Raw genomic sequence first — 11,984 nt, forward strand, 5'->3', positions numbered from 1 at the left:
ACGCCGAAGCCCTCGCCAGAGTGATCCGACGAGGGCTTCGCGTGTCTGTGGTGAGACGGTAGAAGCTTAAGGGATTAGTCAGGGGCCGTCGTGGCTTCCCGGCAATCAGTGGATCTCCTTGGCGCGGGCTCGATTATGGATGCTCGTGAAGGGAAGGTCCGATGGTTACGCATTGCGTTCCGTCTCAACATGGTCTTGATGGCCGTACGTATGACAGGTTTCAAATACTGTCCCTCGACGGCGGAGGTCTGCGCGGCATGTTCGCAGCCGCCGTGCTCGCAGGCTTGGAAGAGGACCTTGACATCAGGGTCGTCGATCATTTCGACCTGATCGCTGGTACGTCAACCGGCGGCATTATTGCCCTCGCGTTGGGCATGGGAATGTCGCCGCGGGAGGTGCTGGAGTTTTACACAACGCACGGCCCAGACATCTTTAGTAATCCCGGGCGGTTTCGGGACCTGCTGCACTGGTTGCGGGCGAAGTACTCGTCGGCCCCGCTGCGGTCTGCTCTGTCACAAGTATTTGGGGACAAGACCTTCGGAAACAGCAGTAAGCGCCTACTGATTACCTCGTACAACCTCAACGCAGGTGGTGTCTACCTCTTCCGGACGCCGCACTTGCCGACTCTGACCCGAGATTGGCGCGAATGCGCCGTGGATGTCGCGATGGCGACGGCAGCAGCTCCGTCTTACTTTCCCGGTGTGTCCCTCGGCGGCGCCCGTTTGATCGACGGCGGAGTCGTAGCGAATAACCCTGCAATGATTGCGGTGATTGAGGCCGTGGGGCCTCTAGGTATTCAATCCGACTTTGTGCGTTTACTCAGTGTCGGCACGACTAGCGACATTCCGCGAAGAGGGCGACGTCTTGACCGTGGTGGTCGACTCGCTTGGGCCGGTGACGCGGTCGACGTCTTGATGCGGGCGCAGAGCGAGAACGCTACAAATCAGGTGCGACACTTGCTCGGCGCCGATCGAGTGGTCCGACTCAACGCCAACGTGCCAACTGGCGCAATGAAACTCGATAAGCTCGACTCGGCCGAGCTCATCGGCCTCGCACGGTACGAGAGCCGGCATCAGGCACCTGCCTTCGCGCGGACTTTCCTTGATCACGTGGCCGCGGAGTACTCGCCTTGTCACCTGACGGTGGGGCAGACTGCATGAAAACCATGGAACAGGTTCTGTCGACCCTCCTGAACGGAGCAGTTGACATGCTCGACATACCAGCTGAACTCCACGCCAGCGCGGTGACTCACTATCAGGAAGTAGCGCACTGGCTGGGCGAGCATGCACTCATTTCGTGCGATATCTACCCGCAGGGCTCATTCCGCCTGGGGACGGTCGTGCGTCCGGATAGCGGTAACGGCGAATACGACATCGACTTAGTCTTCCGGCTCTCCCGCCGAAAGGAGGACGTCACTCAACGCGAACTACGGGATGAGGTCGGCCGGCTCCTTCGTGGCTACGTTCGATGGAAGAAGCAACATGGCGGCGGAGAAGGACCGACTGGCTGCGAGTTGCGGCGGCGTTGCTGGACGCTCGAATACCCGCACCATGGATTTCACATGGACGTCTTGCCGTCGATTCCAGACGTCGAGTACGGCGCCTCCGGAATCCTGCTGACCGACAAGAACCTTCAGCGGTGGCAGCACAGCAACCCAATTGGCTACGCGCACTGGTTCCGGGGTAGGTCCACTGAACTACAAACTCGGCTCCGGGCGGCTGCGCACGAACGTGACGTCAGCATCGATGAGGTGCCCGAGTGGGAATTTCGCACGACACTGCAGCGTGTGGTGCAGGTACTGAAGTGGCACGCCATGGACTTCTTTGCCGACGACCCGGACAACCGGCCGCCCTCCATTCTCATTACGACTTTGGCTGCGCAGGCTTACGCGGGTGAGACGGAACTGTTCACTGCCATCCAGCGGGCGCTCGCAGGCATGGAACGCTTCGTGGAGAACAGGAATGGTGTTTGGTGGGTTCCCAATCCGGCGCACGAGGAAGAGAACTTTGCCGATAAGTGGCGTGAGTACCCCGAAAGAAGAGACGCGTTTTTCAACTGGCGCTCGGACATTTCGTCGGCGCTCTGCGACGCTGCACGCCTTGATGGGGCGGGTCTTCCCGCCGTGGCTGCCCGACTTGAACGTAGTTTCGGCAGTGGTCCGATCCGCCGCGCCGCTCAACGCTATGGCGATGTGATGAGGGAGCGCACAGCCAGCGGAGCGTTGCGGATGGGTCCGACAGGGATGCTCACGACAGGGTCTGGCCTGAATGTGCGGAGCCACACCTTCTATGGCTACGATTCCGGTCCGGGCAATTAATCTCGCCCGGCAACTCGCCGCGGTGAAGATAGCCCTGCCTGCTGCGAGCGGGGCGGTTTGTCGGGGGGAGCTGGATTGCCTGCTCCCCATTCGACCGTGTCCCGCCAGCCGCAGCTACGCAGTGCGGCTGATTTATAAGCATTGGCGCGCGCCCAGGCTGCTCGTCGTATCGCCGCAGCTTGTCTGTCGTCCCGGGGCAAGTGTTTTGCCTCATGTGTACCCAGGGGACGAACTCTGTCTCTATTACCCAGGTGAGTGGAGAGATGACATGCTTCTCGCCAAGACGATCGTGCCTTGGGCCGCCGAGTGGCTACTGCACTACGAATTGTGGTTTATTTGCGGCGAATGGACTGGTGGAGGGCTCCACCCACAGACTCCTGCAGCTCGAAGCGTGCAGTCCGTCGCGTGATTGATAGCCCGGAGTGCGATCCGGGGAGCCCGTGGGCAGCTTTCGCCCTGGCGGGACGACTTCCGTCCGCGCTCTATCCGGCGCGTCGCCCGTTTGCGGAGGCGCTCGAGATGGCCTTGGCCGATAAATGGCAGACGACTTTTACTTTAGTCGAGGCTGGGCAGCTCGACAGTTCGTGACTCCTGCCGCGACACGCCAGTGCGGAGACACGACACACCGGGCGACCTGGGAAAATTTCACTGATGTGATTAAAAGATGTTGTATGCGCCGCGGTTGTGGAACACTACATCTAGTGCCAATACAGCTAAGGGTGTGACTCCAAGCACTCCATTCGTGACGGTCTGCTGTGATGTCGATTGCAGATTCGAAGCGAAGGGATTGTGGCGGATGGCGGTAGAGGCACTGCTTGTTGCATGTGGGTAGGCGGCAAGCATTCAAGTCCATCGCCATGTTTCGCTGAGGAGCCATTCGCAGATGACCATCACCGTCTACACCAAGCCCGCCTGCGTGCAGTGCAACATGACGTACAAGGCCCTGGACAAGACCGGTCTGACCTACGACGTCGTCGACATCAGCGAGGACGCCGAGGCCCGCGACTACGTCATGTCGATGGGTTACCTGCAGGCGCCGGTCGTCGTTGCCAACGGCGATCACTGGTCCGGCTTCCGGCCCGACCGGATCAAGGCTCTCGCCGGTACCGCACTGAGCGCTTAGCGGCTAGGGCGCCACGGAAAGCGAAGCAATGAATCCGGATGGCAGCCCAGGCCTGGCAGGCCCGGAGCGGTTGGTGTACTTCTCCAGCGTTTCGGAGAACACCCACCGCTTCGTGCAGAAGCTGGGCGTGCCGGCCATCCGGATTCCGCTCCACGACCGCATCGAGGTGCACCAGCCCTACGTACTGCTCCTGCCGACCTACGGCAGGGGCCGGGGCGACAGCCCGACGCTCGACGCGAAGGGGTACGTGCCCAAGCAGGTCATCAGGTTCTTGAACAATCCGCACAATCGGTCCCACATCCGCGCTGTGGTGGGGGCCGGCAATACACAATTCGGTGCCGAGTACTGCTTTGCGGCCAGGCTGGTTTCGCACAAGTGCAAGGTCCGACTGCTCTACCGCTTCGAAATGATGGGAACCGCAGAGGACGTGGAAGCCGTCCGCGCGGAGCTAACGAAATTCTGGAAGGACGAGGACACGTGCCACCTACAGTCACAGCTGCTGAGCCTGTAACGACGTCAGGGCACGCGTTGCCGGGGGAGACCGACTACCACGCGCTCAACGCGATGCTGAACCTGTACGACGCAGACGGCAAGATCCAGTTCGACATGGATCGTCTGGCCGCGCGTCAGTACTTCCTCGAGCACGTGAACCAGAACACCGTGTTCTTCCACAATCAGGACGAGAAGCTCGACTACCTGATTCGCGAGAACTATTACGAGCGTGAGGTTCTCGATCAGTACTCGCGCAATTTCGTCAAGACGCTGACCGACCGCGCCTACGCCAAGAAGTTCCGGTTCCCGACCTTCCTCGGTGCGTTCAAGTACTACACCTCCTACACGCTGAAGACGTTCGACGGGAAGCGCTACCTGGAGCGGTTCGAGGACCGCGTGGTGATGGTGGCGCTGACGCTGGCTGCCGGCGACACCACGCTGGCCGAGAAGCTCGTCGACGAGATCATCGACGGCCGGTTCCAGCCGGCCACCCCGACGTTCCTGAACTCGGGTAAGGCCCAGCGCGGCGAGCCGGTGAGCTGCTTCCTGCTGCGCATCGAAGACAACATGGAGTCGATCGGCCGCTCGATCAACTCCGCGCTGCAGCTGTCCAAGCGCGGCGGTGGAGTTGCGTTGCTGCTGACCAACATTCGCGAGCATGGCGCGCCGATCAAGAACATCGAGAACCAGAGCTCGGGAGTCATCCCGATCATGAAGCTGCTGGAAGACTCGTTCTCCTACGCCAACCAGCTCGGCGCACGCCAAGGTGCCGGTGCGGTCTACCTGCACGCGCATCACCCCGACATCTACCGCTTCCTGGACACCAAGCGCGAGAACGCCGACGAGAAGATCCGCATCAAGACCCTCTCGCTGGGTGTGGTGATTCCGGACATCACGTTCGAGCTGGCGAAGAAGAACGAGGACATGTACCTGTTCTCGCCGTATGACGTCGAGCGGGTGTACGGCGTTCCGTTCGCCGACATCTCGGTTACCGAGAAGTACCACGAGATGGTCGACGACGCCCGGATCCGCAAGACCAAGATCAAGGCGCGCGAGTTCTTCCAGACGCTGGCCGAGCTGCAGTTCGAGTCGGGTTACCCGTACATCATGTTCGAGGACACGGTGAACCGGGCCAACCCGATCGAGGGCAAGATCACGCACAGCAACCTGTGCTCGGAGATCCTGCAGGTGTCGACGCCCTCGCTGTTCAACGAGGACCTGTCGTACGCCAAGGTGGGCAAGGACATCTCGTGCAACCTGGGCTCGCTGAACATCGCCAAGGCGATGGATTCGCCGGACTTCGCGCAGACCATCGAGGTGGCCATCCGCGGGTTGACCGCGGTGAGCGACCAGACGCACATCTGGTCGGTGCCGTCGATCGAGCAGGGCAACAACGACTCGCATGCCATCGGCCTCGGGCAGATGAACCTGCACGGATACCTTGCGCGCGAACGGATCTTCTACGGATCCGAAGAGGGCATCGACTTCACCAACATGTACTTCTACACGGTGCTCTACCACGCGCTGCGGGCGTCGAACAAGATCGCCATCGAGCGCGGATCGGCGTTCAAGGGCTTCGAGAAGTCGAAGTACGCATCCGGTGAGTTCTTCGACAAGTACACCGAGCAGGTGTGGGAGCCGGCGACCGAGCGGGTGCGTGAGCTGTTTTCCGAGGCGGGCATTCGCATTCCGACGCAAGAGGATTGGTTGCGGCTCAAGCAGTCTGTGCAGGCTCACGGCATCTACAACCAGAACCTGCAGGCGGTGCCGCCGACGGGATCGATCTCCTACATCAACCACTCGACATCATCTATCCACCCGGTGGCGAGCAAGGTCGAGATCCGCAAGGAAGGCAAGATCGGCCGCGTCTACTACCCGGCGCCCTACATGACCAACGACAACCTGGAGTACTACCAGGACGCGTACGAGATCGGCTACGAGAAGATCATCGACACGTATGCCGCGGCCACTCAGCATGTGGACCAAGGGCTTTCGCTGACCTTGTTCTTCAAGGACACCGCCGACACCCGCGAGGTCAACAAGGCGCAGATCTACGCCTGGCGCAAGGGAATCAAGACGCTGTACTACATCCGCCTTCGCCAGATGGCGTTGGAGGGCACTGAGGTGGAGGGTTGCGTCAGCTGCATGTTGTGAGCTGAGCTAAGTAAAAGTCAGGCCAGGGAGTATTACCCCTGGCCTGACTTTTTCCTGGGTAGACGGCGTAACCGAGAGCCGCCGCGAGGATGGCGAACTTCACCGACGCCGAGACCTGAGCGATGTGCGCGTTCGTTGCGACGTCCCGGTGGTCGAGCACTCGCAGCAGCGCGACGCCCTCGACCGCATCGCCCCCGACCGCGCCCGCGGCCAGGGCTGATAGCCAGGCCGGATGACCCCGGCGTCGACGCCGACGGTCGACGAGCAATGCCAACAGGATTCCGTAGCTCGTCATGTAGCCGAAGTCGAGCCACATCGACCTGCGGGCGGCGCGCATGCCCTCCTCGCCCCACCGGGCCATGATGCCTTCGGCCTTGGCGGCTGAGCCCGCGAGTTCGAACGGGATGATGCCGGGTCCGCCGGTGGCCTGCATCTGACGATCCAACCGGAGCATCACCGCGGAATAGCCCACATAGCCGGCGGTGGCCAGTGCGATCCGGTGCTCACGCACCCACGTTGGACGGTAGGTCATAGAGGGCAGGGTACGGCTCGTCGCATCGACTCAGAACTGAGAGCGAGACTGACGGCGACATCGTCGCCCTCAGTTCTGTATCGACGGCGTTCCACGATGAGTTTCGCGCGCCCGGCCGGTCTAAGTCTCCGACGGCACCCAGCCGGATCCCGCGAAAGCCACGGAGGCACCTATGCACTCAATGCTGTTCGTCAACCTGCCCGTCGCCGACGTCGACCGGTCGCGAAAGTTCTTCTCCGCTCTCGGATACGCGATCAACGAACAGCTCAGTGGGGATAGCGCAGTCACGCTCGTGCTGGGGGACAACCAGTTCGCGATGTTGTTGCAGCGTGACGACTTCGACTCATTGCACCCGCTGGAGACCGCCGACGCGACCAAGGTCAAAGAATGCGTGGTCTGCCTCGGCGTCGACAGTCGGGACGCGGTGGACGCTTTGGTCGATCGAGCGATCGCCGCGGGCGGCACCGATGGGGATTCCGAAGATCACGGGTCCATGTACGGGCGCAGCTACAACGACCTCGACGGCCATTCCTGGCAGATCTTCTGGACCGACGACGTGGCGTGAGGTGTCACCGGGCCTTGTCCGCCTGCAGCGCTTTCAGCCGCCGCTGCTCGGCCAGCACGTTCTGATAGCTCTCGCGTTCGGCGACCAGCCAGTCCGGCTTCTCGGCGAGCAGCGCGTCGATCTGGTCGGTGGTCAGCGCATCGACCACTCCGCCGCGCGCCAGGCCCGCGATCGACACGCCCAGCTTGGCCGCCACCAGGTTCTTCGGGTGTGGCCCGTTCTTGCGGAGATCCTGCAGCCACGGCGGTGGGTCGGCCTGCAGAGCTGCCAGCTCGTCGCGGGTGATCGCATTCGCCTGGAACTCCGCGGGCGTCGCCGGCAGGTACACGTCCAGCTTCTTCGCCGCGGTGGCGGGTTTCATCGACTGCGCGTTCGGCCTGCTCATGGCACGAGCCTATCGGTAGCCTGAGTCGGTGACCCAGTCCTCGCTCACCGTCGGGTACGTGCCCGGAGCGACGCCCGCGAAGTGGGCGCGGACCTGGGCCGAGCGCCATCCCGATGTTCCGCTGACGCTGTGCGCCGTCACCGCGGCGGACGCGGCCGCCGCGGTGCGCGACGGGACCGTCGACGTCGCCTTGCTGCGCCCGTCGGCCGACACCTCGGGACTGTCCGTCATCCCGCTCTATGAGGAGACGACGGTGGCCGTGGTGCCGATCGATCACCTCCTGAGCGCCGCCGACGAGATCACCGCGGCCGATCTCACCGACGAACCGATGCTGTTGCCACTCGACGACGTCGTCGGCTGGGCGGACACTCCGGGCACTGCGATCGATCACCGCCCCGAAACCACCGAGGCTGCAATCGAACTCGCCGCCGCCGGGTTGGGCGTGCTGATCGTCCCGCAGTCGCTGGCCCGGCTGTACCATCGTCGCGACCTCACGTACCGCCCGATCGCCGATGCGCCGACTTGTCCAGTGGCCCTTGCCTTCCCGGCGGGGCAACCGTCGGCATTGGTCGAAGAGTTCACCGGGATCGTGCGGGGGCGCAAACCGAGTTCGTCGCGCGGGCAGGCGCAGCCGACTCCGAAGCGCACCGCGCGGGAGAAGACGCTGGCCAAGCAAGCCGCCCGTGCCGCCGCCGGAAAGGTCGCCCGTAAGCCGGCCGCTACCAAGCGGCGGCGGCCGTAACCGTCGTGTGACGCCGTTTTACCTGGTCAACACATACGCTCCGCGATACTCGAACCATGACCATGCTGACGCATGTTCCGGCCACCACGTCGCCGGCGGAGCTCGCCGACCATCTGCGTCGCGACGGTTACGTGATCGTCGACAACCTGGTTCCGGACTCCTTGATGGACACGATCGACGACGAACTCGCGCCCTACCTCGACGCGACGCCGATGGGCTACAACGCGATGATCGGTCGCAAGACGCGGCGAACCGGTGCGCTGATCGCCCGGTCCCCGGCTTGTCGCACGCTGATCCAGAATCCGTCCATCCTCGGGGTCTGCGAGGATTTCCTCGGCCATGCCAGCGCATTTCAGCTGATGCTCACCCAGGTGATCTCGATCGAGCCGGGCGAAACCGATCAGTCGCTGCACCGCGACCAGAACGCCTTCGACTTCTACCCATTCCCGGACGACTACCACGTGCAGTGCAACACGCTGTGGGCGATGACCGACTACACCGCAGAGATGGGCGCGACCAGGGTGGTGCCGGGCAGTCAGGTGGGCGACAAGAAGCCGACCGACTACGCCGACGACGAATGCGTGCAGGCGGAGATGTCGCGGGGGTCGGTACTGCTCTACTCCGGCAAGATCGTGCACAGCGGTGCCGCCAACCGCAGTGAGAAGGTCCGGCGCGCCATCAACGTGAACTACTGCGTCGGCTGGGTCCGTCAGGAGGAGAACCAATTCCTCTCGGTGCCAATGGAAGTCGCACGCGACCTCGATGACGATCTGCTGAAGCTGATCGGCTATCAGGAGGGCGCGTGGGCGATGGGATATTTCCGCGACTTCGAGGACCCGCTACGGGCGATCCGTGGTGACGACGTCGCTTACGGCTTCGACGCGGCCAAGCTGACCGGCGATGCGGGCGCGGCGTTCGCCGACCAGCTCACCCACAGTGAGTGATATCGCGGTTAACTAGATTTATGTCCGCACTCATGCCGGCCGCGTTTATCGGGCACGGCAGCCCGATGAATGCCCTGGAGCTCAACCGCTACACCTCGGCGTGGCGGGCGTTCGGCCGATCGGTGCAGGCAGCAGCCGGGCGGCCGAGGGCGATCCTCGTCGTGAGTGCGCATTGGTACATCAACGCCACCGCCGTCACCGCGATGGCCGTACCGCGGACCATCCACGATTTCTACGGCTTTCCCACCGAACTCTTCGACGTGCAGTACCCGGCACCGGGTTTGCCGGAGCTTGCCGACGAGATCGCCGACGTCGTGGAGCCGACGTGGGTCGGTGCCGACGTCGACAGCTGGGGGATCGACCACGGCACCTGGTCGGTGCTCGTGCACGCCTTCCCGGAGGCATCGGTGCCGGTCGTGCAATTGGCGATCAACGCCTACAAGCCGCTGGAGTATCACCTCGCGCTGGGAGCCAAGCTGGCCGCGCTACGTGAGCGGGGTGTGCTGATCCTGGGTAGTGGCAACGTGGTTCACAACCTGGCCGGGATGGATCCGACGCTGCAGGACAGGGCTTTTGACTGGGCGCAGCGCTTCGACGATCAGGCCCGCGCGCAGGTGCTGACCGATCCGGCCGACGCGGTGCGGCTGCGCGAGCACCCGGACTACGCGGCCGCGGTGCCGACGCCAGACCACTTTCTGCCGCTGTTGTACTTCGCGGGAGTGGCTGCCGATCACACGGAGAAGGTCGGCGTGCTCACCGATGGCTGCGCCTACGGTTCCCTGTCGATGACGTCGTACACCCTGGGCCTCGACGTCGTGCCCCCAGCGGATGACGACGGTGGCGCCGCCGCGCCGGCCCGCGGCGTTCCGGTTGACGAGTCGAACATCTAGCCGATCTACGCCCGTAGACTTGCTCCGTGATGGAGCTGCGAACGTACACATTGGCTGACGCCGCGGCCCTGGAGGGTTACGTCTCCGAGTTCTGGCCTCGCCACATTCGCACGCTGGCCAAGTACGGCATCATTGTGCACGGCGTGTGGACCGAACCGTCTGTCGCAGAGCCACGCGTCCTCGCGCTCGTCGACTATTCGAGCGGCGACCCGGGCGCCCTGGCGGAGCGTTATGCCACCAGCGAGGACTTCATCGAAGACCACCGGCAATTCGACCCATCGCTCATCGTCGCGACTCACACGCGAACCCTCGAACCCATCGCGGGTTCCCCGCTGCAGTAGCAACCCTCAGCTCCTCGACAGGACGGAGACTTCTCATGACGGCGTCCACGTCACCGACACGTAACGCGGCGGCGACCCGCGAGGCGATTCTGCGCTCGGCGATCGACAACTTCGCCCGCGCCGGCTATGACGGCGTGGGAGTGCGTCAGATCGCTCACGACGCCGGCGTCACCGCCATGCTGGTGAACAGATATTTCGGTTCGAAGGAGGGATTGTTCACCGAGGCCGTCGAAACTGCCTTCGCCACACCAGTGTTCATCGGTGAGCAGTCTGACGACCTGATCGGTGACACCGTCAAGGCGTTGGTGGCGAAGAGCGCGCCGCGGGCCGAGGCGCCGCAGCCGTTCCTGATCATGCTGAAGTCCGCGTCGAATCCGGTCGCCGTGGCGATCGTGCGGAAGGCCATCGAACGCCACGTCGGCGCACGCCTGGCCCGGCAACTCGACTCGGCTGATCGCGAGCTTCGCAGCGAGATGCTGCTCGCGGTCATCAGTGGATTGCTCATGATGCGCGGTCTGATCGGAACCCGCGCGCTGCGCACCAGCAAGTCTGCGGAGCTGGAGAAGCTGGTCGAGCCGGTAATCGCCGCGCTGATCGAAGGTTAGCAAGCCCAAACCGCGACGCCGGGAATCAACCAGCGTAAGTCTACGTTCGTATACATCGGAAGGTATACAGGTGTAGACAAGGAGGCCGCGGTGGAACTGGGATTGGCCCACAAGCGGGCGCTGGTGACCGGCTCGAGCGCCGGCCTCGGCCGCGCGATCGCCGAGATGCTTGCTGCCGAGGGCGTGTCCGTTGTGGTGCACGGGCGCGACGCCGATCGAACCGACGCCGTGGTGGCCGCCATCCGTGCGAACCACGGCGATGCCGACGCCGTACTCGGTGATCTTTCGACCGACGAGGGCGCTGCCGCGGTCGCGCAAGCGGCGGGGGACATCGACATCCTGGTCAACAATGCCGGCTACTACGACGCCGCATCGTGGGCGGACCTCCCGACCGACGAGTGGACCCGCATCCACCAGAGCAACGTCGTATCCGTCGTGCGGATGATCGGTCACGTGGTACCCGGCATGCGGAGACGGGGCTGGGGCAGGGTGATCCAGATCGGCGGCGGTCTGGCCGTTCAACCGGTCGCGGAACAGCCTCACTACAGTGCCACTCTGGCCGCTCGGCACAACCTGACCGTGTCACTCGCGCGGGAGTTGTCCGGCACCGGCGTCACAGCCAACATCGTCGCCCCGGGCGCGATCCTCACCGACAGCACCCGAGACATGGTGTTGCAGGCTGCGGCCACCAACGGCTGGGGACCCACCTGGCCGGACATCGAAAAAGCAGCAGCGACAACGTGGTTCCCCAACGACATCGGCCGACTTGGACGGCCTGAGGAGATCGCGGCGGCGGTGTGCTTCCTCGCCAGTATGCATGCCGGATACATCAGCGGTGCCGACCTTCGCGTCGACGGCGGCACCATCCGCAACGTCAGCTGAACCCCACCACTG

14 protein-coding genes are annotated in these 11,984 nt (G+C 63.5%); 12 read left to right on the plus strand and 2 right to left on the minus strand.

Going from position 1 to position 11,984, the window contains the following annotated elements; genetic code table 11:
* The first annotated feature begins 161 nt into the window (after nucleotides 1-161).
* From AB4879_RS03805 to nrdE, 5 genes are all read left to right on the plus strand, one after another.
* Complete coding sequence (locus tag AB4879_RS03805) at nucleotides 162-1,160, plus strand: CBASS cGAMP-activated phospholipase (protein ID WP_370506503.1); 999 nt, start codon at nucleotides 162-164, stop codon at nucleotides 1,158-1,160.
* The gene (locus AB4879_RS03810; protein WP_370506504.1) at nucleotides 1,157-2,317 is read left to right on the plus strand and encodes a nucleotidyltransferase; all 1,161 of its coding nucleotides are present in this window, start codon (nucleotides 1,157-1,159) and stop codon (nucleotides 2,315-2,317) included. The genes AB4879_RS03805 and AB4879_RS03810 overlap by 4 nt, the downstream gene beginning before the upstream one ends.
* Nucleotides 2,318-3,200: 883 nt before the next feature.
* Nucleotides 3,201-3,440: a redoxin NrdH gene (locus AB4879_RS03815; protein WP_370506505.1), complete on the plus strand. Its 240-nt coding sequence runs from the start codon at nucleotides 3,201-3,203 to the stop codon at nucleotides 3,438-3,440.
* Nucleotides 3,441-3,468: 28 nt separating this feature from the next.
* Entirely contained in the window at nucleotides 3,469-3,951 is a 483-nt protein-coding gene (gene nrdI, locus AB4879_RS03820; protein WP_370506506.1) for a class Ib ribonucleoside-diphosphate reductase assembly flavoprotein NrdI, read from the plus strand.
* Nucleotides 3,918-6,086 carry a class 1b ribonucleoside-diphosphate reductase subunit alpha gene (gene nrdE / locus AB4879_RS03825; protein WP_370506507.1) on the plus strand — a complete coding sequence of 723 codons (2,169 nt, stop codon included), beginning with the start codon at nucleotides 3,918-3,920 and terminating at the stop codon, nucleotides 6,084-6,086. Before nrdI ends, nrdE begins: the two co-directional genes overlap by 34 nt.
* Here nrdE and AB4879_RS03830 read toward each other — a convergent pair.
* Entirely contained in the window at nucleotides 6,070-6,618 is a 549-nt protein-coding gene (locus AB4879_RS03830; protein WP_370506508.1) for a hypothetical protein, read from the minus strand. The genes nrdE and AB4879_RS03830 overlap by 17 nt on opposite strands.
* A gap of 172 nt (nucleotides 6,619-6,790) precedes the next feature.
* Between AB4879_RS03830 and AB4879_RS03835 the strand changes: the two genes are divergently transcribed.
* A complete protein-coding gene (locus tag AB4879_RS03835; RefSeq protein WP_370506509.1) occupies nucleotides 6,791-7,183 on the plus strand; it encodes a VOC family protein in 393 nt (130 codons plus the stop codon).
* A gap of 4 nt (nucleotides 7,184-7,187) precedes the next feature.
* Here the strand turns inward: AB4879_RS03835 and AB4879_RS03840 are convergent, their stop codons facing one another.
* Nucleotides 7,188-7,568: a DUF5997 family protein gene (locus AB4879_RS03840; protein ID WP_370506510.1), complete on the minus strand. Its 381-nt coding sequence runs from the start codon at nucleotides 7,566-7,568 to the stop codon at nucleotides 7,188-7,190.
* A 28-nt stretch (nucleotides 7,569-7,596) separates the two neighbouring features.
* Here AB4879_RS03840 and AB4879_RS03845 point away from each other — a divergent pair, with 28 nt between their 5' ends.
* The 6 genes from AB4879_RS03845 to AB4879_RS03870 all read left to right on the plus strand — a co-directional run bounded on the left by AB4879_RS03845 (nucleotide 7,597) and on the right by AB4879_RS03870 (nucleotide 11,972).
* Nucleotides 7,597-8,310 carry a LysR family substrate-binding domain-containing protein gene (locus tag AB4879_RS03845; protein ID WP_370506511.1) on the plus strand — a complete coding sequence of 238 codons (714 nt, stop codon included), beginning with the start codon at nucleotides 7,597-7,599 and terminating at the stop codon, nucleotides 8,308-8,310.
* A 56-nt stretch (nucleotides 8,311-8,366) separates the two neighbouring features.
* On the plus strand, nucleotides 8,367-9,254 hold the full coding sequence (locus AB4879_RS03850) for a phytanoyl-CoA dioxygenase family protein (RefSeq protein WP_370506512.1): 888 nt from the start codon (nucleotides 8,367-8,369) through the stop codon (nucleotides 9,252-9,254).
* Nucleotides 9,255-9,286: 32 nt separating this feature from the next.
* A complete protein-coding gene (ygiD, locus tag AB4879_RS03855) occupies nucleotides 9,287-10,144 on the plus strand; it encodes a 4,5-DOPA dioxygenase extradiol (RefSeq protein ID WP_370506552.1) in 858 nt (285 codons plus the stop codon).
* 29 nt (nucleotides 10,145-10,173) lie between these two features.
* Complete coding sequence (locus AB4879_RS03860; protein WP_370506513.1) at nucleotides 10,174-10,485, plus strand: NIPSNAP domain-containing protein; 312 nt, start codon at nucleotides 10,174-10,176, stop codon at nucleotides 10,483-10,485.
* 35 nt (nucleotides 10,486-10,520) lie between these two features.
* Nucleotides 10,521-11,090, plus strand: a complete 570-nt coding sequence (locus AB4879_RS03865; RefSeq protein WP_102808930.1) for a TetR/AcrR family transcriptional regulator — start codon at nucleotides 10,521-10,523, stop codon at nucleotides 11,088-11,090.
* 90 nt (nucleotides 11,091-11,180) lie between these two features.
* Entirely contained in the window at nucleotides 11,181-11,972 is a 792-nt protein-coding gene (locus tag AB4879_RS03870; protein ID WP_370506514.1) for an SDR family NAD(P)-dependent oxidoreductase, read from the plus strand.
* Nucleotides 11,973-11,984 lie beyond the last annotated feature (12 nt).

Origin of the sequence: Mycobacterium sp. SA01 (genome assembly GCF_041287105.1) — a bacterium.
GTDB lineage: Bacteria > Actinomycetota > Actinomycetes > Mycobacteriales > Mycobacteriaceae > Mycobacterium.